This window comes from Pedobacter alluvionis, from assembly GCF_003664035.1.
Lineage (GTDB): Bacteria > Bacteroidota > Bacteroidia > Sphingobacteriales > Sphingobacteriaceae > Pedobacter > Pedobacter alluvionis.
In genome coordinates this window covers 1,709,778-1,730,644 of the sequence record NZ_RCCK01000010.1, presented here as the reverse complement: position 1 = coordinate 1,730,644, position 20,867 = coordinate 1,709,778, and the positions used below count along the sequence as shown (strand labels likewise).

At 39.5% G+C, this 20,867-nt stretch carries 19 protein-coding genes; 6 read left to right on the top strand and 13 right to left on the bottom strand.

All coding sequences use genetic code 11. The features are described from left to right. Nucleotides 1-2: 2 nt before the first annotated feature. The 4 genes from BCL90_RS07560 to BCL90_RS07545 all read right to left on the bottom strand — a co-directional run bounded on the left by BCL90_RS07560 (nucleotide 3) and on the right by BCL90_RS07545 (nucleotide 5,041). Entirely contained in the window at nucleotides 3-428 is a 426-nt protein-coding gene (locus BCL90_RS07560; RefSeq protein ID WP_121283357.1) for a Rossmann-fold NAD(P)-binding domain-containing protein, read from the bottom strand. Between the two features lie 531 nt (nucleotides 429-959). Then, complete coding sequence (locus tag BCL90_RS07555; protein WP_121283356.1) at nucleotides 960-1,991, bottom strand: response regulator; 1,032 nt, start codon at nucleotides 1,989-1,991, stop codon at nucleotides 960-962. Between the two features lie 10 nt (nucleotides 1,992-2,001). Continuing rightward, on the bottom strand, nucleotides 2,002-3,204 hold the full coding sequence (locus BCL90_RS07550; RefSeq protein ID WP_121283355.1) for a PAS domain-containing sensor histidine kinase: 1,203 nt from the start codon (nucleotides 3,202-3,204) through the stop codon (nucleotides 2,002-2,004). Nucleotides 3,205-3,259: 55 nt separating this feature from the next. Further along, a complete protein-coding gene (locus BCL90_RS07545; RefSeq protein ID WP_121283354.1) occupies nucleotides 3,260-5,041 on the bottom strand; it encodes a hypothetical protein in 1,782 nt (593 codons plus the stop codon). A gap of 297 nt (nucleotides 5,042-5,338) precedes the next feature. On the opposite strand from BCL90_RS07545, the gene BCL90_RS07540 reads away from it, so the two are divergent. Further along, nucleotides 5,339-6,352: a zinc-binding alcohol dehydrogenase family protein gene (locus BCL90_RS07540; RefSeq protein WP_121283353.1), complete on the top strand. Its 1,014-nt coding sequence runs from the start codon at nucleotides 5,339-5,341 to the stop codon at nucleotides 6,350-6,352. Between the two features lie 66 nt (nucleotides 6,353-6,418). Here BCL90_RS07540 and BCL90_RS07535 read toward each other — a convergent pair whose 3' ends face one another. Both BCL90_RS07535 and BCL90_RS07530 read right to left on the bottom strand, forming a co-directional pair. Next, the gene (locus BCL90_RS07535) at nucleotides 6,419-6,808 is read right to left on the bottom strand and encodes a response regulator transcription factor (protein ID WP_025144721.1); all 390 of its coding nucleotides are present in this window, start codon (nucleotides 6,806-6,808) and stop codon (nucleotides 6,419-6,421) included. 43 nt (nucleotides 6,809-6,851) lie between these two features. Then, nucleotides 6,852-7,616 (bottom strand): DeoR/GlpR family DNA-binding transcription regulator, encoded by a 765-nt coding sequence (locus BCL90_RS07530; RefSeq protein WP_121283352.1) that lies wholly within the window; start codon nucleotides 7,614-7,616, stop codon nucleotides 6,852-6,854. 158 nt (nucleotides 7,617-7,774) lie between these two features. On the opposite strand from BCL90_RS07530, the gene BCL90_RS07525 reads away from it, so the two are divergent. The 5 genes from BCL90_RS07525 to BCL90_RS07505 all read left to right on the top strand — a co-directional run bounded on the left by BCL90_RS07525 (nucleotide 7,775) and on the right by BCL90_RS07505 (nucleotide 14,463). Then, nucleotides 7,775-9,367 carry a glycerol-3-phosphate dehydrogenase/oxidase gene (locus BCL90_RS07525; protein ID WP_121283351.1) on the top strand — a complete coding sequence of 531 codons (1,593 nt, stop codon included), beginning with the start codon at nucleotides 7,775-7,777 and terminating at the stop codon, nucleotides 9,365-9,367. A gap of 14 nt (nucleotides 9,368-9,381) precedes the next feature. Further along, on the top strand, nucleotides 9,382-10,872 hold the full coding sequence (gene glpK, locus BCL90_RS07520; protein ID WP_121283350.1) for a glycerol kinase GlpK: 1,491 nt from the start codon (nucleotides 9,382-9,384) through the stop codon (nucleotides 10,870-10,872). 197 nt (nucleotides 10,873-11,069) lie between these two features. Beyond that, nucleotides 11,070-11,810 (top strand): MIP/aquaporin family protein, encoded by a 741-nt coding sequence (locus BCL90_RS07515; RefSeq protein ID WP_121283349.1) that lies wholly within the window; start codon nucleotides 11,070-11,072, stop codon nucleotides 11,808-11,810. Nucleotides 11,811-12,344: 534 nt separating this feature from the next. Continuing rightward, entirely contained in the window at nucleotides 12,345-13,022 is a 678-nt protein-coding gene (locus BCL90_RS07510) for a 3'-5' exonuclease (protein WP_166792193.1), read from the top strand. Beyond that, entirely contained in the window at nucleotides 13,012-14,463 is a 1,452-nt protein-coding gene (locus BCL90_RS07505; protein WP_121283347.1) for a DUF294 nucleotidyltransferase-like domain-containing protein, read from the top strand. Before BCL90_RS07510 ends, BCL90_RS07505 begins: the two co-directional genes overlap by 11 nt. A 355-nt stretch (nucleotides 14,464-14,818) precedes the next feature. On the opposite strand, the gene rplT is transcribed toward BCL90_RS07505, so the two are convergent. The 7 genes from rplT to BCL90_RS07470 form a co-directional block, all read right to left on the bottom strand. Continuing rightward, nucleotides 14,819-15,163: a 50S ribosomal protein L20 gene (gene rplT, locus BCL90_RS07500; RefSeq protein ID WP_025144714.1), complete on the bottom strand. Its 345-nt coding sequence runs from the start codon at nucleotides 15,161-15,163 to the stop codon at nucleotides 14,819-14,821. A gap of 75 nt (nucleotides 15,164-15,238) precedes the next feature. Beyond that, entirely contained in the window at nucleotides 15,239-15,439 is a 201-nt protein-coding gene (gene rpmI / locus BCL90_RS07495) for a 50S ribosomal protein L35 (protein WP_108198956.1), read from the bottom strand. Nucleotides 15,440-15,468: 29 nt separating this feature from the next. Beyond that, nucleotides 15,469-16,038 (bottom strand): translation initiation factor IF-3, encoded by a 570-nt coding sequence (gene infC / locus BCL90_RS07490; protein ID WP_056872808.1) that lies wholly within the window; start codon nucleotides 16,036-16,038, stop codon nucleotides 15,469-15,471. A 17-nt stretch (nucleotides 16,039-16,055) separates the two neighbouring features. Continuing rightward, nucleotides 16,056-17,981, bottom strand: coding sequence for a threonine--tRNA ligase (gene thrS / locus BCL90_RS07485; protein ID WP_121283346.1), 1,926 nt, complete (start codon nucleotides 17,979-17,981; stop codon nucleotides 16,056-16,058). A gap of 116 nt (nucleotides 17,982-18,097) precedes the next feature. Next, complete coding sequence (locus BCL90_RS07480) at nucleotides 18,098-18,592, bottom strand: hypothetical protein (protein ID WP_121283345.1); 495 nt, start codon at nucleotides 18,590-18,592, stop codon at nucleotides 18,098-18,100. Between the two features lie 76 nt (nucleotides 18,593-18,668). Beyond that, entirely contained in the window at nucleotides 18,669-19,760 is a 1,092-nt protein-coding gene (locus tag BCL90_RS07475; protein ID WP_121283344.1) for an acyltransferase family protein, read from the bottom strand. 189 nt (nucleotides 19,761-19,949) lie between these two features. Then, nucleotides 19,950-20,837, bottom strand: coding sequence for a hypothetical protein (locus tag BCL90_RS07470; protein ID WP_134380608.1), 888 nt, complete (start codon nucleotides 20,835-20,837; stop codon nucleotides 19,950-19,952). Between the last annotated feature and the right edge of the window lie 30 nt (nucleotides 20,838-20,867).

The following is a 20,867-nucleotide window of genomic DNA, read 5'->3' as shown; positions in this document are numbered from 1 at the left end:
CTTTACAGTTTTTTAGCGGTCGCACAATCGTTCTGGCAGCAGCAGGCTTTGCCCACGCATTTACCAGCAGCCCACTGATCTAGATTTTTAATAACCTGCTCCATCCTCGCTTTGGTATCAGCCTGATCGGCAAGCAATGGCACATTGGCAATCTTGATACCGGCAAGCCCGGCAGCAGGAAGATCGAGATGATCTGTTTGTGAAGATGAAGTTGCAATATACTTGATACCGAGCGCTCTAAGTTCCAATATCATGTTACCACTCAGCTCATCGTTATTAAAAACCAAAAGGGCCTCTTTGCCGGTTGCAAATGAAAGCGTATCGGCTGTTAAGCTATTGGCAATTATGGTGATATCGTGTTTTTTATAATTGGCCAGTACCAACCATTCCTTTTCATCGGGCTTAATGTTATAAGCTATAGCTTTCATATACAGTGTTTATATATACAAAACTATGAAGGAAGCGTAAGGCAACAGGTGAGAATGCTTAGAGAAAAAAATGATACTGGTTACTTTTTAGGTGTAGAGTTTGGCGTTTGGAGTGGATGAACAGATTTAAAAAGAAACATATGACCGATGAACTAATGTTAAGAAGATTGCTTCGCCTCCCGCTTACCCGGCCTCGTAATGAAGAATGTGGCTTTGAACTAATTAAAACTCAGCCAATTTTTATAATGCGATCGTCATTCCCACGCAGGTGGGAATCTTAAAGCACCACACCAATTCGGTAGTCATTTTGACCTGATAGCTATTGGATGAAGCGTAACAAAATAGAGAAATCTTTGAGTTAAGTTAAAAGATTTCTCCACTGCGGTCGAAATGACGATCTCCGTAAGAACCAATCATCAATGAACTTATTCTCAGGAGATTGCTTCGGCTCCCGCTTGCCCAGCCTCGCATCCGATAGCTATCGGATGAAGAATGTGGCTATGAACTAATTCACTAATGAACCAATGAACGCTATTGTTTAATATTCCTGAGTTTTTCGATAGATAAAATATTAATGGCATTACCGGTTTTATCGATCAGTTTTTCATCTTTAAAATCAGCCAGCATTCTGCTTACAGTTTCACTGGCGGTACCTACCAGTGCGGCCAGGTCATCGCGGGAGATGCGGATGGTGCAGCTATCGGCCGTGCCATCTCCAAATTTTGTTGCAACCTGTAATAAGGCTTCGGCTACGCGTTTTCTTACAGATGAATAGGCTAGCTGAAGCATCTGTTTTCCTTTATCGCGTACATTTCCGGATAACAGATCAATAAATGTTTTAGATACGGCCTGGTGACTGAGCAGGTATTCCATAAAATCTGCTTTGGGAATATGGATAATTTCTGATTCGGTTAGCGTTGCAGCATTTTCTGCGTATAAATCGCCATTGCATAAACTTTCGTAACCAAAAAAATCTCCATCATGGTAAAGCCCTGAAGAAAGTTCCCTCCCATCTTTAAAACGTTTGTAGGTTTTCACCTGCCCTTTATTAATGTAATAGAGGTGTGTTGGTTCATCGCCTTCAATATAAATCACCTGTTTGCTGTTTACCGCTCTCGGTTTACCTTTTTTGCGCAGTTCGTCCATTACCGTTTCACTATTACTTTCTGTTGAACTAAAACTGGTGGCCTGCTGCTTTTTTTTAAACCTGCTTTCTATCGCCCTGAAAAGTTCCGTATCATCAAAGGGTTTGGTGAGGTAATCGTCTGCGCCCATTTCCATGCCTTTTCTCATATCTGCCCGCTCTGTTTTTGCGGTGATGAAAATAAAAGGAATATTGGCCGTTTTAGGATTTTTGTTCAACAAGTACAAAACCCCATATCCATCCAGTTCAGGCATCATAATATCGCACAGAATTACATCAGGTAGATGATTAACAGCCATTTCAACACCGATTTTTCCGTGTTTAGCCATAAAAGTTTTATAACCTGCCAGATCAAGCACTTCAGCAGTACTTTCCCTGATGTCGTCATTATCTTCAATAATTAAAACTTTCTTGTTCATGGGATAGATCTTAAATTATAAAATTATTTTTAAAGGGAAAGGTAAGTGTAAATACCGTACCCGAATGCTGCTCGCTATCGCAGGTTACCGTGCCATTCATCAGGCCAACATATCTTTTTACAATGTTTAGCCCCAGTCCCGTTCCCGGGATATCGCCGGTATTGTGCGCCCTGAAAAATGGTTCGAACAGATTGCCCTGATCGGCTGCCGGAATACCAATCCCATTGTCTTTAACCTCTAAAATCAGTTCATCATCCTTTAAAATTGAATTGAACTGGATGAGCGTATCCTCGCCACTATATTTGATCGAATTGGAAATCAGATTGATGATGCAATTCTTCAACAGGTTCGGATCCAGGTAAACCTCTGCGGTTGTTCCGGTATGTTCGTAAATAATATGCTGGTTCTGTTTGGTCATCATCTGCATCTCTTCAGCTATTTCTTCGGCAAAGCTGATGATGTTAAAAGCTTGGACCGATGCCTCCACTTTACCGGCCTCGAGTTTCTCGAGCGAAAGGAAATCGTTTAAGATTGTAGTGAGGTTATTGATGGAATTTTTGATTTTTAAAGTATGCTTCTCCACACTGGCCACATCCTGTTTGGTGGTATATTTATCAATGAGTGATGCTGAAAGCTGAATCGCACTGAGCGGTGTTCTAAACTCATGCGAAGCCATAGAAACAAACCTGGTTTTAAGCTGATTGAGTTCTTTTTCCTTTTGAAAAAGTGCACGCATATTTTCTTTGGCCATTTCCAGTTCCGACACGAGCTTAACCAGGTCCTGCGTACGTTCCTTTATCTTAACTTCAAGTTTTTCGGTATAACTTTTAATCTGCTCTTCGTTGGCTTTTTCTTTGCTCAAGTCGTGGATAAAACCTGTATAAATTTTACGGTCGCTAAATTTAATTTCGCTCACCCCGAGCCTGAACGGAAATACAGAGCCATCTTTACGCTTGCCCGAAACCTCCCTCCCGATGCCGATAATGTGTTTCTGCCCCGTGTGTTCGTACCTGGACAGGTATCCATCATGACGCGAATGATCGGGTTCAGGCATCAGAACCGAAATGTTCTTCCCTACCAACTCTTCTCTGCCATAACCGAAAAGCTCAAGCGCAGCGGGGTTTAAATGTTCAATAATCCCCCTGTTATCAATGGTAATAATCCCATCAATAGCATTTTCAATAATTGCATCCAAAAATTTCGATCTATCCATTATGCTTCAAGTATATCCCCGTAAATATAGATAAAAGTATTGCCGATCTTTTTTCTTAGCCAATAATCAGTGTATCGAGTTTATTTTTCGAACTTGCCAACTGTTCATATAATTGCTTAAACTCATCAGAAGCATGATCTGCCATTTCGCTAAAGAGTTTTTTATAATAATTGATCCCTTCCGCCAACTGCATTTTAAAACCATTTAACTGCTTTATCTTTTTATCGCTGAAATGCTGCAACTGCTGCTTAATATCTTCCTGGAGGTAATCGATATAGAGGTTAAGCTCTTTGATAAAAACGTGCGGCCGCTCTACTTGCTCCAGAAGGTTAATTTTACCATAAATATGCCCAACCATCTCATCAAAAGAATATACATCAGAGAAATAGGCCAGGTTTGGTCCCGGACAGATGGCCACCGCCTTATTTTCTTTGGGTTTAAGGATATTATATTTCAGGTACGTGGAAGAACAGAGCCCTTCGCAAAGACATACTTTTCCTGTAACATCGTTAAATTGTTTTTCGTATTCATCGGCAGTTAGTCCGGCTGTTTTAAGGCTTTTGATCTTTAAGTGCTGATATTCCCGCGATGCGGTGCAAATGGCCTCTTCAGTAAATTCAGTATTGTTGCAGAGGTATTTCTTGGTACAGGGACTTCCGGGCCGGCCCTTTTCAATCCGCTCGGTGCGCTGTTGTTCTATGGTACTGTTCTTAAAATTATTAAAACGGATCCCCAGTGGAGAGGCATTGCTTAAATAAAAATCCTGTACTGTTGCGCCGGTAAGTTGTAATAAGGTATCTGCATCTACATTGGTCACTTCCGGCACCAATAAAAAAGGACTTCCCCAGCCTGTGGCATCAAGATGGTAATGCTGCAGTAGAAATTGATGTTCTGCAGCGGTTCCGATTCCACCCTGCACCGTGATCTTTTGTTTAAGTTCCTTTTCGACTGAAATCCCCTTTTGCATCAAGGCAAGCTGATACATTTCAAAAAGTTCCTGGTACATGTCGCTTTTTTTAGTTTTAAATTCCTCCAGAATCGGTCCCAGTAAATACCCTTCTGTAGCAAAGGCATGGCCACCACAGTTTAACCCGGATTCGATCCTGAACTCTGATACCCATAATCCTTTTTTGGCCAAAAATTTAGCCTGGATCAAAGCTGACCTGAAATCACTTACTTTTAAGATAATCCTCTTTTTTAATGAAGCATTTTCACCTGGAAAAAAGTCGGTAAAATGCTCCATATAGCTGTATAATTTGGGGTTCATTCCTGCGGAAAGTACTACTGAGGCATTGAGTTTACTTTCTGCAAAACCGCGTAAAGCCGCTAGTGCATCGGTATTTACATCACCAGTGTATTCGCCATTAACATAGTTCATTTTATCCACCTTGGCCATAATGTTAACATCAATGTTGCCCATGCGCATGGCATTTTTCAGTACGGATTGAAAGCTTTGTTTGGTTTCCCCTTCAGTATACTCCATCATCAATTCGTAACCATGCTTTAATTTTGAGTTATCGGGCAAAAGTTCGAAATAGCGGCAGATATCATTCCCCTGCTTAAAATCCTGCTGTTTTAAAGCTTTAAAATCGTGGTCAATGCAATCGGATAAAAAGTTGAGGTATGCGGTAATGCGTCGGCTACGACTATCGGTTTCACCTTTAGCAATCGCCTCGAAATCCATGGATCTGTTTTGTGAGTGATAAGCACGCATCCGTTCCACCAGTTCATCATCAACAATAGAGAGTACGGAAGAAATGCCATACCTGGCAACTTTTAATGGGGTATCGATAGAGTAACCCAGGCCCAAAACGGGAATATGGAAAGAGTGTAACATGGTATTTTTTGCTATAAAATGATCCCGATATGACTAAGGATCAAATAATTTCTACAGCAAAACTACCTTGCTTTAATGGATAGAGTGATGATAAGGCTCAAAGCAAAAAATGAGCGCGATCACTTTTTTGTTAATGCTTGTTAATGCATCCTGTTAATACTTCACCTCACAAATGAGCTTCTATGGCTTTAAGGATCATTTCCTTTTGCGATTTAAAAAAGCCAACGTTTTACAAAACTATATCAGTTTATATTTGCTATACAAAAACAATATCTTTAACTAAATAATTAATCAGCAATGAAAGCTATAGGATTTAAAACCTCACTGCCAATAAGCGAAAACGAAAGTTTTATCACATTTGAAACACCTGTTCCACAACCAGAAGGACGCGACCTGCTCGTAAAAATAAAGGCCATCAGCATAAATCCGGTTGATTTTAAAATCCGCCAGAACAGCGCGAAAGACATGGTACTGGATACACCCAAAGTAATTGGCTGGGATGCTGTTGGCACAATTGAAGCAGTTGGCGCAGGCGTTACCTTTTTTAAAACCGGAGACGAAGTGTATTACGCCGGAGATTTAACGAGAAGCGGCTCAAACGCCGAATATCAATTGATTGATGAACGTATTGTAGGTTTAAAACCTACATCATTAACTGACACTGAAGCAGCCGCTATGCCATTAACCGCACTTACGGCATGGGAATCACTTTACGACCGCATCCGCATCAGCGAGCAAAAAGATAAAGGAAAAAGCATCCTGATTATTGGTGGTGCAGGAGGCGTTGGCTCCATTGCCATACAGCTGGCGAAAAAAATAAGCGGCTTAAAAGTGATTACCACAGCCTCGCGACCAGAAACAAAAGATTGGTGTAAAGCCATGGGTGCCGATGTAGTGGTAAATCATAAAAACCTGATTGAAGAAGTACGTGCGGCAGGTTTTAAGGAAGTGGATTTTATTCTCGATTTTGTAGACCTGAACAGTTATTGGGATGACCTGGTTGAGTTGATTAAACCGCAGGGACATATCGTATCGATAACAGGCTCAGCCACTCCAATCGCGCTAAACAAATTAAAAAACAAAAGCGTTACCTTTTCATGGGAACTGATGTACACCCGCTCCATGTATCAAACTGATGATATGGAACAGCAACATCACATTTTAAATGAACTGGCCAAATTATTCGACAATGGCACACTTAAAACGACCCTAAACCAAACACTAAAGGGATTTAATGTAGAAAACTTAAAAGAAGCCCACCGTTTATTGGAAAGTGGTAAAACCATTGGTAAGGTGGTAATCGAATACTAGAAAAATCTTAGTCAAAAAAAGATAGAAGCCGGTTAAGCTTCTCTCTTTTTTTATGTTTTGTTTCGGTTAAACTTTGGTCCGGTTTTCTGAACTTCTTTTCAACTGTGCATTAATGCGTTCTAAAACATCGTAAATATCGAAAGGTTTGCTGATGTAATCATCTGCAAATGCATCAATCGCTTTTTGCTCGCTATTGTTCTGTGCAGACATTACAATAATCGGGATGTGTTTGGTAAAAATATCCGTTTTTAAATCTTCGCAGATTTCTGCTCCGTTTCCATCTGGTAACATTACATCTAACAAGAAAAGATCAGGCATTGCATCCTGGATATTTTTCTTCAGCTCTGCAAAAGATGAGGAAAGCTGTAATTCAAAACCCTCTTCCTTTAACAAGATTTCAATCACGTTTCTGATCTCCTGATCGTCTTCTAAAATGTGTATTCGTTTTTTTTCCATGTTCAAATTATATGTTTGGGATGTACCGTTCGCGTGGAACGCGCTACACGATAGTTACAGTAACACCCAAGCCCTCTAAATGTTTTACAATTTGTTCAGAAATTCCTTTATCTGTGATTATATGGTCAATTTCTTCTAATCCGCAGATCTTGCCAAAACCTCTTTTACCGAATTTGGTAGAATCGGCCAGTACAATTGTTTTTTGTGAAGCACCAATCATTTTGCGGTTTAAATGCGCCTCCATAGCATTTGTGGTGGTTAATCCGAAATCCAGATCAATGCCATCTACCCCTAAAAATAATTTGTTGAAATAAAAATCCTGTAAAACCTGTTCGGCATAAGCGCCCATTACGGAGGAAGAACTTTTCCTTAGCAGGCCACCCAACTGGATTACTTCAATACTCGGCTCGCGCATTAATTCTAAAGCCACATTTAATGCAGACGTAACCACGGTTAAGTTTGTTGCCGGTGCTATGTTCTTAGCAAAATAAAGCACTGTAGTACCCGATGCAATCACAATAGAATCGTTATCGTTTAGCAATGCGGCGGCAGCCATTCCGATTTTATTCTTCTCGGTAGATTGTATTTTCTCTTTCTCATTAACCGGACGATCTACTGTATATGGATTGTTTACGGTTGCACCTCCATGTGTTCTAAATAGAAGGCTCTTATCTTCAAGTAGTTTTAAGTCCTTTCTTATTGTTACCGACGACACTTTCAGTTCCTTACATAAATCAACCACATTGATGTACTGATCACGTTGCAGTCGACTTAAAATAAACTGGTGCCTCTCAGCCAAATTCATCATAATATATTTAATTAGCGTGCTGCAAATTAGTAATAAAAACATGCTTTAAAATATTTTATACAAATATTTAATAAATTTTTAACGTACATATTATATTATTTCGCTTACTATTTCTTATAATTGCGAATTGTTTCGTTTTATTACTTTTAAATATAAAAATGAAAAGATTACATCAGCCGCTGGTAGCAGAAAACATAAATTGGGACTTGATCATCATTGGTGGCGGGGCAACGGGCCTGGGCACAGCGCTTGATGCGGCCAGCCGTGGTTACAAAACCTTATTGGTAGAACAGGCTGATTATGCAAAAGGAACATCGAGTCGGAGCACAAAACTGGTGCACGGAGGCGTACGCTACCTGGCGCAGGGAGATATTAGACTGGTAAGGCATGCCCTTAAAGAACGTGGATTATTACAACAGAACGCTAAACATTTAGTACATAAAGAAGCGTTCCTGATCCCATGCTACGATTGGTTTTCTATTATAAAATATTTAACCGGACTTACGCTCTACGATTGGCTGGCGGGGAAATATAGCTTCGGGAAATCTAAATTTTTCTCTAAAAAAGAAACCTTAAGTATGATGCCTGGTATCAAAGAGAAGGGTTTAAAAGGAAGCATCAGGTATTATGACGGACAGTTTGATGATGCCCGTTTAGCGATCAATATCGCTCAGACCGCTATCGAAAAAGGTGCTGCATTATTAAATTACACCAAAGTAACCGGTTTATTAAAAAATGGCGAAACCGTTATAGGAATTGAGACGGAAGATACCATTACAGGCTTAAAAACACAGTTTAAGGGCAAAGTAGTTGTTAATGCCACGGGTGTTTTTGTAGATGATATCCTGCACATGAACAATCCGGATTCGAAAAAGATGGTACGCCCCAGTCAGGGGGTGCACGTGGTATTGGAAAAAAGCTTTTTAAACAGTGAATCGGCCTTAATGATCCCGAAAACTTCCGATGGGCGTGTATTATTTGCGGTTCCATGGCATGAACATTTATTAGTAGGCACCACCGATACCCCACTGGATGAGCACAGCCTTGAGCCGAGGGCATTAAAAGAAGAAGTAGACTTTATCATGAGTACAGCAGCGGATTATTTTAACCGTAAGCCCCTGGAAAAGGATATCTTAAGCGTATTTTCAGGCCTGCGCCCATTGGCCGCTCCTACCAATGGTGATGGAAATAGTACAAAAGAAATTAGCAGAGACCATAAACTGATTGTTTCTGCAAAAGGATTAATTACAATTACCGGTGGTAAATGGACTACCTACCGCCGCATGGCTGAAGAAACGGTCGATTTGGCCATTACCCATGCAGGTTTAGAACCGAAAGCATGTGTAACTGAAAATCTCAGTATCCATGGAAGCCAAATGATTAAAGAAGATCATCATTTATCGATATATGGCTCAGACCGTGATAAAATTGAGACATTAATTAAACAAAATCCAAGTCTCGGACAGCAGTTACATCCATCTTTTCCTTTTGTTGAAGCCGAAGTAATTTGGTCTGCACGAAACGAAATGGCCGAAACCGTAGAAGATATTTTAAGCAGAAGGCTGAGGGTATTATTTATCGATGCACAGGCTGCAAAGGATATGGCACCACGGGTTGCCTCGCTCCTAGCCAAAGAATTATCGGCAGATGAAAACTGGGAGGCCGATCAAATTGAAACTTTTAATAAATTAGCAGATGGTTATATTTATCATTCAGCTCCTGAAATAGCTGAATTAGCTTTAGCCCGCTAACCAAATTCTTAATTATGAGCAGATACATCTTGTCTATAGATCAGGGAACCACAAGTTCGAGAGCCATTATTTTTAACCACGACGGTGAAATTGTTGCAATTGCGCAAAAAGAATTCACGCAGATTTACCCCAAACCCGGATGGGTAGAACATGATCCGATGGAAATCTGGTCGACACAATTAGCCGTTGTTACCGAAGTAATTGTAAAAGCCAGTCTAACAGTACACGATATTTCCGCCATAGGCATTACCAATCAGCGCGAAACCACAGTAGTTTGGGATAAAGAAACCGGAATGCCCATTTATAATGCTATTGTTTGGCAAGACAGGCGTACTTCTGCCTATTGCGACGAAGTTAAAGCCAAAGGTCTGGCGGGTAAAATCCAGGAGAAAACAGGCCTCATTATCGATGCCTATTTTTCTGCAACCAAAGCCCGGTGGATTTTGGAAAACGTAGAAGGTGCACGCGAAAAAGCTGAAGCAGGAAAACTGGCTTTCGGCACGATAGACACCTGGTTAATCTGGAAATTGACAGCAGGCGAAAAACATGTTACTGATGTAACCAATGCCTCACGTACCATGCTTTATAACATCCACACCTTGAGTTGGGATGAAGAACTACTCGAATTATTTTCCATTCCAAAAGCAATGCTGCCGGAGGTAAAATCATCAAGCGAGGTTTATGGCGAAACCGCCGGAAGAATACTGGCAGCTAAAATTCCAATTGCAGGCATGGCAGGCGACCAGCAATCGGCACTTTTTGGTCAGATGTGTACCGAAATCGGCATGGTAAAAAACACGTATGGCACAGGTTGTTTCATGCTGATGAATATAGGAGAAAAGCCAAAAATTTCTGCCAACAATCTCTTAACCACCATTGCCTGGCAAATTAACGGCCAGGTTAATTATGCACTTGAAGGAAGTATTTTTATAGGCGGTGCGGTTGTGCAATGGCTTAGGGACGAAATGGGCTTTATTTCAAGGTCTGCAGATGTAGAAACCCTCGCCAAAAAGGTAAAAGATACCGATGGTGTATATGTAGTGCCCGCTTTTGCAGGTTTAGGTGCACCACACTGGGATCAACACGCCCGTGGAACGATAACCGGATTAACACGCGGAACAAATAAATCGCACATTGCAAGGGCCGCTTTAGAAAGCATTGCTTACCAAACCATGGATGTATTGAAAGCCATGGAGGCTGATGCAGGTGTAAATATTGCCGAACTCCGCGTAGATGGCGGTGCTACGGCCAACGATTTATTAATGCAGTTTCAGGCCGATCTGTTAAACTGTAAAGTAATCAGACCAGATGTAACAGAGGTTACTGCCATTGGTGCTGCATATCTGGCCGGATTGGCTATCGGTTTCTGGGAAAGCATCGATCAAATCCGTTCCCAATGGAAAATTAACAGAACCTTTGTTGCTGAGGAAGGAATTGATAACAGCGAAAGAATAAAAGGCTGGAACAGGGCCGTAAAAGCGGCCAGGGTTAATGCTGAGGGTTAATAAATAACTGTCGCCGAGACTGTAACATAAATTGTAATTCAATCGAATTTGTCACGTTGAGCTCAGCCTGTACTGAGCTTGATGAAGTATCGAAATGCCTTGTAAGACATTTAAAGCAGGGCCTTGGGCTTATTACAAATTGCTGTTAATCTAATTGAACCTAATATATTAATTTACAAATCGCTTAAAATTTTATAATGAACGTATATCTCGCGGAATTTATTGGTACCGCTTTAATGATTCTCTTAGGGAATGGTGTAGTGGCAAACGTAGTGTTAAAGGGTACTAAAGGCAATAACAGTGGCTGGATTGTGATTACAACGGCCTGGGCACTTGCCGTATTTGTAGGAGTTGTTGTTGCCGGCCCTAATAGTGGGGCACACTTAAATCCAGCTGTAACCCTCGGACTTGCTATCGGAAAAGGTTTTAGCTGGGCATTGGTTCCATTTTACATCATGGCGCAGTTAGCTGGTGCAATGACAGGATCTTTTTTGGTCTGGCTCATTTACAAAGACCATTTCGATGCCACTGATGATCAGGGTTTAAAGGCCGCTCCTTTTGCAACCGCTCCTGCCATCAGAAATGTCTCCTCTAACTTGTTATCAGAAATTATCGGCACTTTCGTTTTAATATTTGTAATTTTTTATTTTACAGATGCCAGTATGGGTACGAAAGAAACCGTTACCACTCCTATTGGCTTAGGCTCAATTGGCGCAATGCCGGTAGCATTTTTAGTATGGGTAATTGGTTTGGGTTTAGGAGGAACAACTGGATATGCCATAAATCCGGCAAGAGATTTAGGCCCGCGCATTGTTCACTTTTTAATCCCAATGAAGGGAAAAGGAAGTAGCGACTGGAGTTATGCCTGGGTACCCATTGTTGGTCCAATTATCGGATCGATATTGGCCGCTGTGGCATTTTTACTGATTAGCAAATAATGGCATTTGAGTTTGTCAACTTTCTGGCGAAAAAGCTATTAAAGTTGACAACTCTCTTTTTATGATTCTAGCTTTAGTTGCGTAGTCAGATGTTACCATCTGACTATAAAAAGTCTCAACTCATTGACCAAAAATGGGAATTGAAGAATTTCAATTCCAAAACTTATTTAGGGTCTGATGGTAACATCTGACATCACGAATACAGCTTTAGTTGTGTAGTCAGATGTTACCATCTGACTATAAACAAATCTAGATTCATTAACCAAAAACTAGAATTAAAGAATTTCAGTTACAAAACTTATTTGATGTCAGATGGTAACATCTGACATCACGAACAAATGACGGTTCTGAAGAATTACTGAAAAGCAGCTCTACCCACTTGCTCATCTCCTAAGTATATCCAAATAGCCCCTTTTAAATATTTCCCATTACTTATAAATCGCCTTTATTGAAAGGATGCGTGAATAATTATAGTTTATGTTCTTAAATAATTACCTTTGAAATAGATCAATCTTATACGCTAACCATTCAAAATTGCAAGCATACTTCCTCGTCGTTGATACCGAAACTTCAGGCCTGCCTAAAAATTGGACGGCACCTTATTCTAAAGAAAAGAACTGGCCTTATATTGTCCAAATTGCCTGGATTATTTATGATCAATCTTATCAGGAAATTAAACGGGAGAATCACTACATTAAAAATACCGGTTTCACCATTGATAAGGCGGCATTAAAAATCCATAAAATTACCCCCGAATACCTGAATGAGTACGGTGAGGAAAAAGAAAATGTAATGCTGAAATTTTCTGAAGATATAGAAAAATATAAACCTCTAGTGATCGGGCATTTTATTGAACTCGATTATCACATGGTAAATGTTGAATTATACCGCATCGGAAAAGAAAACATATTTAAAAACCTGACATTTTTCTGTACGATGAAGGCAAGCGCGCCCTATATTACCAATACGGTGATCAGTCATTTAAAACTGGATAAATTTTACACTGTTTTATTTAATGAAGTACCCGAAAATATCCACAATGCTTTATCTGATACGATAAACACAGCAAAGATTTTCTTTCATCTTCTAAAAACAGGGAAAATTAGCTTAACTTCAGTGTACCATCAGGAACATACTTTTAACCTGGAGAAGAAAAAGGAAAAAGAATTTTCGTTTAAAAGAATTTTACAGGGACTTTTTAATGGAAGATAAACTAGCTGATCAAATTTATACCGCCCGTATTGGAGACATTACTTTCAAAAAGATAGTGAGTTGCAGTCCTGGCACACCTATTTTTGAAGCTGCAATTAAAATGTCTGAACAGAAAACCAGCTGCCTATTTATTAAAAATGATCAGGACGTTTATCTGGGCTTCGTAACCGATATTACTTTAAGAGATAATGTAATTGCCAGACAACTGAATGCAAATTTGCCGATTGACGAAGTAATGGACACTGACATTGTCATCATAACTCCTGATGCCTATGTGTATGAGGCGATATTGATGATGTTCAGCAAAAAATCGCGCTATTTATTGGTCAACGATAATGGTAATTACGTAGGTTTTCTAAGCAGGAATCGCCTGTTAAGCGAGCAGGCAGAATCTCCGTTAGTTTTTATCCAATCGGTAAAATCGGCCGTAAATACCAGCGATTTAAAACTAAAATGGCAGAAAGTACCAGGCATAGTTTCTCAGCTGCTGACCAGAGGTGTACATTCGAAAATTGTAAACGAGGTAATTACCACTATTGCCGATACCATTTCTTTTAAAATTATTGAAGAGGTAATTGCCAAATTAGGTCCGCCACCTGCAAAATTTGTATTTATGGTTTTGGGTAGTGAAGGGAGAAAAGAACTTAGCTTAAAAACCGATCAGGACAACGCCATTATTTATGAAGATACCGGAGAAGACAATAGAGCAGCTGTACGTACTTATTTTCTAGACTTTGCTACCCAGGTATCTGATAAATTAAATTTTGTGGGTTTTGTATATTGCGATGGTGATTATATGGCCACCAACCCTAACTGGACGCATTCACTATCACACTGGAAGTATAATTACAAAAACTGGATAGAAGAGGCTTTACCTGAGGCTGCTGTAAAATTTGCTGCATTTTTCGATTGCAGAGCCATTTATGGTGATTTGGCAATTATGGAAAGTCTAAGGTCTTTTGTTGATGAGGAGCTACAAAAACCTATCGAAAAATTCTACGTATACCTGGCCAAAAATGCCTTACTCTACGAGCCGCCCCTCACTTATTTTAGAAATATTAGAACGCAAAAAATCCATAAAAAAGAAGTCTTTGATATTAAAACAGCCATGACCCCTATTGTAGACTTAGCCAGGGTTTATGCTTTACAAAACAGGATTTTTCAGAAAGAAAATACCGGCGAGCGTTTAAAGGCTTTAAAAGAACTGGGTGTTTTTAGCGAAGAGCAATTTAACGAACTTTCGCAATCGTACTATTACCTGATGGGTTTAAGATTAAAACACCAGGCCAGTCTCATTATTAATGACCAGGCTGCTCCCAATAACTTTATTGAAATTGATAGTTTGACTAAAATTGAAAAAGTAACGCTGATTGAAATCTTTAAAATTATCCTCAATTTTCAAAGCGGAATCAGAATGAGATTTACGAATAGTTTAGGTTAAGCGTTTTCAGACTTACGAGGTCTGATGGGCAATGTGCAAATAGACCTCGTAAGTCTATCCATAAGTCTCCGTCATTTCGAGCGGAGTGCAACGAAGTCGAGAAATCTATTTTGATAGATCTCTCCATTCCGCTGCGCTTCATCCGATAGCTATCGGATCGAGATGACGACAGCTTTAGGATAAATCCATCATATAGAACCACTTTCAGTACCTATTATGCCATTATTCGCGTTGCAAGACTTACGAGCTCTGGTGAGCATAGTGCAGGTAGACCTCGTAAGTCTGTTTAACAAAAAAAGGTCCCGATTTGCATCGGAACCTTTTTTAAATATGATTATCGCCTAAGCGAAAATTTCTATTTTACTGCATCAATTACAGCTTTGAAAGCTTCTGGGTGATTCATTGCTAAATCAGCCAATACTTTACGGTTTAAACCGATTTCTTTTGAAGCTAGTTTACCGATTAATTGAGAGTAAGAAATACCGTGTTGACGTGCACCAGCGTTGATACGTTGGATCCACAATCCGCGGAATTCTCTTTTCTTAACTTTACGGTCACGGTATGCATATTGCAAACCTTTTTCTACTGTGTTTTTAGCAACAGTATAAACCTTACTTCTTGCTCCCCAATAACCTTTGGCTAAATTAAGGATCTTTTTTCTTCTTCTTCTCGAAGCTACTGCGTTTACCGAACGTGGCATGTTGTTGTTGTTTTTTGGTAAGCGGCGTTCCGTTTAACCGGAAGCTTAAAGCCTGATACCTGGTGAATTAATAAATTACTTTCCGATGCAAAGCATACGTTTAACGTTACCCATATCAGCATCAGATACGATACTTGTTTGACCTAAGGCACGTTTACGTTTAGTACTCATCTTTGTTAAGATGTGACTTTTGTATGCGTTGTTTCTTTTGATTTTACCTGTTCCAGTAAGCGAAAAACGCTTTTTAGCACTGGAATTGGTTTTCATTTTTGGCATAACCTGTTTTTTAATTTATAAACCTATTTTTATTTTTTTGCTACTTTAGGCGCAACTGTAAGGAACATACGTTTACCTTCTAACTTAGGTAATAACTCTACTTTTCCTACATCTTCTAAAGCCTGGGCAAATTTTAATAATAAAATCTCTCCCTGCTCCTTGTAAACAATTGCTCTACCTTTAAAATGCACGTAAGCCCTAACTTTCTCACCGTTCTCTAAAAAGCTTACTGCATGCTTTAATTTAAACTGGAAATCGTGGTCGTTGGTGTTAGGACCAAAACGAATCTCCTTAATTACAGTTTGTTTCGCATTAGATTTAATTTCTTTCTGCTTTTTCTTTTGCTCGTAAACAAATTTACTGTAATCAATAATTCTACAAACTGGCGGTACGGCATTTGGAGATATTTCTACCAAATCCAATTCCAGTTCATCAGCAAGTGCCAAAGCTTTTGCCAAAGGATAAATCCCCGGTTCAACATTATCGCCAGCTAAACGCACTTCAGGCGATTTAATATACTGATTAATGTTATGCTCTGCTTCTTTTTTCTTAAAAGGCGGACGTGGTCCCCTGTTAAATCCTGGTCTTCCTAATGCCAAATTTGTACTATTTTAATTTAAACTGTTATTTCTTTTCTTAATAAATTGTTGAACTCTTCCAACGTCATTTCGCCTAAATCTCCCTCACCATGTTTACGGACAGAAACTTTTCCTTCTGCCATTTCTTTATCACCGATAATGAGCATGTATGGGATCTTTTTAACTTCCGAATCGCGTATTTTGCGACCGATTTTCTCATCACGAAAGTCAATCAGCCCGCGAATATCGGAATTATTTAGTTCATCTAAAACTTTTTTTGCATATTCTTCATATTTTTCTGAAATAGGAAGAATAATAAATTGCTCCGGACTTAACCATAACGGGAAGTTGCCGGCACAATGTTCGATTAAAACGGCAATAAATCTTTCTAATGAACCAAACGGTGCACGGTGAATCATTACCGGTCTGTGCTTTTGGTTATCGCTACCGGTATATTCCAGTTCGAAACGCTCTGGCAGGTTATAATCAACCTGTATAGTACCCAATTGCCATTTTCTACCTAAAGCATCTTTTACCATAAAATCCAGCTTAGGGCCATAGAACGCAGCTTCGCCATATTCTACAACAGTATTTAAGCCTTTTTCTGCAGCTGCTTCGATAATTGCATTTTCAGATAGTCGCCAGTTCTCATCAGAACCAATGTATTTCGATTTATTATCCGGGTCCCTTAACGAAATTTGAGCAGTGTAACTTTCAAAACCTAATGATTTAAACACATAAAGCACTAAATCGATCACTTTTTTAAACTCCTCTTTCACTTGCTCTGGCATACAGAATAAGTGTGCATCATCTTGAGTAAAGCCACGTACGCGGGTTAAACCGTGTAATTCGCCACTTTGTTCGTAACGATAAACCGTACCAAACTCTGCAAAACGAACCGGAAGATCTTTGTAAGAACGCGGTTTTGTTTTGTAAATCTCGCAGTGGTGCGGGCAGTTCATCGGTTTTAAGAAGAACTCCTCTCCCTCCTGCGGAGTTTTAATTGGCTGGAACGAATCTTTACCATATTTCTCCCAGTGTCCGGAAGTTACATATAAGTTTTTATGACCAATATGTGGAGTAACAACCTGTTCGTAACCTGCTTTAGCCTGTGCTTTGGTTAAAAAATTAACCAAACGTTCGCGCAAAGCAGTTCCTTTAGGCAACCATAAAGGCAAGCCCATCCCTACTTTTTCAGAGAAAGCAAACAATTCCAGCTCTTTTCCTAATTTACGGTGATCGCGTTTTTTTGCTTCCTCAATCATCAAAAGATATTCAGTAAGCTCGCTCGCCTTAGGGAAAGTTACCCCATAAATACGGGTTAACTGTTTTTTAGTTTCATCACCTCGCCAGTAAGCGCCAGCCACATTCATCAGTTTTACTGCTTTTACAAAACCAGTATTCGGAATATGTGGACCGCGGCATAAATCGGTAAATGAGCCCTGGGTATAGAAAGTAATTTTACCATCTTCCAGGCCATCAATTAAGTCTAATTTATACTCATCACCTTTTTCGGTGAAGTATTTTACCGCATCAGCCTTGCTTACACTTTCGCGTACAAAAGTTTCCTTTTGTTTGGCCAGTTCGATCATTTTGGTTTCAATGGCTTTGAAATCATCCGAAGAAAATTCGCGGTCGCCAAAGTCTACATCATAATAGAAACCGGTTTCAATTGCCGGACCGATACCAAATTTGGTGCCTGGGTAAAGCGCTTCTAAAGCCTCAGCCATTAAGTGGGCTGATGAATGCCAAAAAGTTGATTTCCCGGCAGTATCATTCCAGGTTAACAATTTCACTGATGAATCAGATTCGATTGGTCTTGTTGAATCCCAAACCTCGCCATTAACCTCAGCGGCTAATACGTTACGGGCTAAGCCCTCAGAAATTGACAATGCAATTTGATGGGCAGAAGTGCCCTTTTCGTACTGACGGACAGAACCGTCAGGTAAAGTAATGTTAATCATCTACAACTATGATTTAAAGTTTGAATAAAAAGTTTTAAAGATCACTTACAATGTGATTTTATTTTGTGCAAAGGTACGAATTTTATCCTGCTATTTAAACTGAGTGTCTTAAAATTCTACTTTGGCTGAAGCCCCACCTCATCGAGATATGTTTTCTGTATCTCCAATACACGATCAGGGTAAGTATTGAGTTCTTCATACTTCAACATCAGCTGATTATGTAGTTTTTTCTTTTCGGCAGTCGTTTTTGCCTGCAGCATTTTCTTCGCCTTTTCCCCATAATCGTTTATAGCGGTTAGGTAGGCTACAACTCCTTCATTAAACTTTTCGGCTGCTTTACTTGGTTTCAGATCTGCAATATCAGCAAGTTCCATTTTTGAATTATTGATCAGGTTTTCTGCTTTATGCGATAATGAAATAGAATCCGGGAATCCTTTGATATAAACTTTCGCAGTATCTTTAAAAACGCTGTCAGTTTCGTCGATTTGCCTCATCTGACGCAAAAAAATTGAAGTTACTTTTTCGTTATAGGCATAATCACTGGTTGATGATGTGCAACTGAATAATAAACTTAGTGGGAAAAAGAGTAAAGCAAGCTTTAAATTTCTCATATACTTTTATCATTTAAAAATTTTGTTTAAGTATTTACTACCGCCTTGTTTCGTATCTCCGTAACTAATCATAACATTAAGGCAAAAGTTTGGTTTTCAAATATTTACGCAATGGAATATCTACAAACCTCATAATGAGATAAGCCAGCACGATTAAAATCAATACCGAAACAGGAATAATTACCCACAAGGTTGACATTGCAGGTTTAACCACGGCTACATAAGTTAAAAATACCCAAACAAACGGATAATGCGTCATATACAAGGGATACGATATTTCTCCAGAAAGTTTGCAGATATTTTTTGAATCAGGATTTAGTGCTGCCCCAGCACCTAAGGCAACCAAAAACGGAAAGTAAAACAACACAATGATCGGCTCGGTAATCCAGTTATAAGCATCTCTATAAGGAAAAAGGAAGGCTATAAGCAAGAGGATTATCATCCCCAGGAAACCAAGTTTATTTTTAATGATCCAATTGAAACGGTAAACCAGCATTCCGGCTGTAAATGAGTACATTACTCTCGCTCCTCCATCCCAAAAGTTTTGTCCGCCCCAGCCACCACCTAAATTGCCGTTGGGAACCTTTACACCTATATAAATAAGGCTTGCCGCCCCAACTAATGCAAATGCAATCAGTACTTTTTTATTCAGTTTGTAAAGTATGAGGATGTAAAAGATATTCGCAATATATTCCCAAAAAAGTGACCATGCCGGTGCATTTAAACAGAATAGATTGGTATAACGCTCTGGCATTAGCGAATAAGGAATCAGGAAAGCTGAAGTTAAAAATAACAAAGCCGTTTTACCGAAGCCATAAGTGCTATAAAAATCGCTAAAAGGATCAAATAAAAAGGTTAACAAACCTAAAATAGAGCCAATAACAACCAGGGGATGCAAACGGATCAGTCTTAGCTTAAAAAACTGCAACAGTCCGATATTTTCTACTCTTGTATCGTAAGCATAAGCAATTACAAAACCCGATAAACAGAAAAAGAAATCGACCGCCAAAAAACCGTGGGAAAGAAAATTCTTATTGTAATCGGTAATGGCGATTTCCATAAAGTGATAAATTACCACTACAACGGCAGCTATGCCTCTCAATCCGTCTAAAATTTCGAAATGTGGCCGGGTTGCTAATAAGTTTGTTTTGTTTTCCGCTGTAATCAATTTGGCTAATTATTATCTTACCTCAATAATAGCTATTCTCCATCTAGTTGCAAAAACTAAAGAGAACCCTTTCAAAAATGATACAAAAAAGCCCTGAAAACTGATATTTTCAAGGCTTTATGATAAGACTTCAGAAGTTAGCCTTCAGGCTGGCCGAAAGCACAAATTTCGGAAGTCTTGCAGAATGAATTAATTCATTCCAAATGCTCTTCTCTGACCACCGCCAGGTCTGTTCTGCCTAAAACGTTTCATCATACTTTCCATTTTAGTTTTGTATTCTTCATCGGTGATCAATTTTGCTTTTTTAGGTGCAGTTACATCTTTTGTGCTCACATTTCTATACTCAATACTTTTAGCAATTGAACTGTTACCTCTACCTTCGATAGCTAAAACGGCACCTTCTGTCCACATATTTGGGTTTGGAGAAAAATCAAAACCTAAATCTTTTGTATACCAGATTTTAGTTTCTTCCACAACATTTTTATCCATATCCAATATCTTGATCGCTCGTGTAGATCTTACAATCGCCTGATGACAAGTAAAACCGATAATCTGTTTTGTCGAATCTGTTTTCACCACTTCTATTTTTGGTGCCGGAGAAGCTTGCGCCTTCGTGGTATCTCTGGGGTTGCCACCACCCATCCTCATCGAACCAATCGGACCAGAAGTAGATAAGGTTAATTTACTCGGCATGTAATAAGTGGTATCGTTTAAATCGAACACCTCGGTAAGGCCTTTATCCGCGAAAGTATAGTAGTATTCACGGTTTCCGCCGCCACCACCAAAACGCATCATCATACGGCCCATTCCACCGCCACCCGCACCATTGCTATCTTCGGTTTCTTCAACAGGCATATAACTGGCATTTGTAGCGGTAAATAATAACTCGAAATTGGTTTTGCTAGACGAAGGCATTCTGGCTTTCATCTGGTCGGTTAACTGTATACCGCTGGCAGATGCCATAGCGGCCGGATCTATGGTATTTTCGAATTGTATTGCTCCAGAAGTCTTTTTTTGTGCATTTGCAACACTTGCAATCGACATTACTCCTAATAAAGCGATGAATATTTTTTTCATTTTGATGATTTTGTTTTGTTCTTTAGATAA

What these genes read in the sequence shown, in the direction of transcription:
- BCL90_RS07560 (WP_121283357.1), bottom strand. Translation starts at nt 428, where the DNA reads ATGAAAGCTATAGCTTATAACATTAAGCCCGATGAAAAGGAATGGTTG.
- BCL90_RS07540 (WP_121283353.1), top strand. Translation starts at nt 5,339, where the DNA reads ATGAAAGCTATAGGATTTAAAACCTCACTGCCAATAAGCGAAAACGAA.
- BCL90_RS07480 (WP_121283345.1), bottom strand. Translation starts at nt 18,592, where the DNA reads ATGAGAAATTTAAAGCTTGCTTTACTCTTTTTCCCACTAAGTTTATTA.
- BCL90_RS07505 (WP_121283347.1), top strand. Translation starts at nt 13,012, where the DNA reads ATGGAAGATAAACTAGCTGATCAAATTTATACCGCCCGTATTGGAGAC.
- BCL90_RS07525 (WP_121283351.1), top strand. Translation starts at nt 7,775, where the DNA reads ATGAAAAGATTACATCAGCCGCTGGTAGCAGAAAACATAAATTGGGAC.
- BCL90_RS07515 (WP_121283349.1), top strand. Translation starts at nt 11,070, where the DNA reads ATGAACGTATATCTCGCGGAATTTATTGGTACCGCTTTAATGATTCTC.
- BCL90_RS07545 (WP_121283354.1), bottom strand. Translation starts at nt 5,041, where the DNA reads ATGTTACACTCTTTCCATATTCCCGTTTTGGGCCTGGGTTACTCTATC.
- thrS (WP_121283346.1), bottom strand. Translation starts at nt 17,981, where the DNA reads ATGATTAACATTACTTTACCTGACGGTTCTGTCCGTCAGTACGAAAAG.
- BCL90_RS07555 (WP_121283356.1), bottom strand. Translation starts at nt 1,991, where the DNA reads ATGAACAAGAAAGTTTTAATTATTGAAGATAATGACGACATCAGGGAA.
- glpK (WP_121283350.1), top strand. Translation starts at nt 9,382, where the DNA reads ATGAGCAGATACATCTTGTCTATAGATCAGGGAACCACAAGTTCGAGA.
- BCL90_RS07550 (WP_121283355.1), bottom strand. Translation starts at nt 3,204, where the DNA reads ATGGATAGATCGAAATTTTTGGATGCAATTATTGAAAATGCTATTGAT.
- BCL90_RS07530 (WP_121283352.1), bottom strand. Translation starts at nt 7,616, where the DNA reads ATGATGAATTTGGCTGAGAGGCACCAGTTTATTTTAAGTCGACTGCAA.
- rplT (WP_025144714.1), bottom strand. Translation starts at nt 15,163, where the DNA reads ATGCCACGTTCGGTAAACGCAGTAGCTTCGAGAAGAAGAAGAAAAAAG.
- BCL90_RS07535 (WP_025144721.1), bottom strand. Translation starts at nt 6,808, where the DNA reads ATGGAAAAAAAACGAATACACATTTTAGAAGACGATCAGGAGATCAGA.
- rpmI (WP_108198956.1), bottom strand. Translation starts at nt 15,439, where the DNA reads ATGCCAAAAATGAAAACCAATTCCAGTGCTAAAAAGCGTTTTTCGCTT.
- BCL90_RS07470 (WP_134380608.1), bottom strand. Translation starts at nt 20,837, where the DNA reads ATGAAAAAAATATTCATCGCTTTATTAGGAGTAATGTCGATTGCAAGT.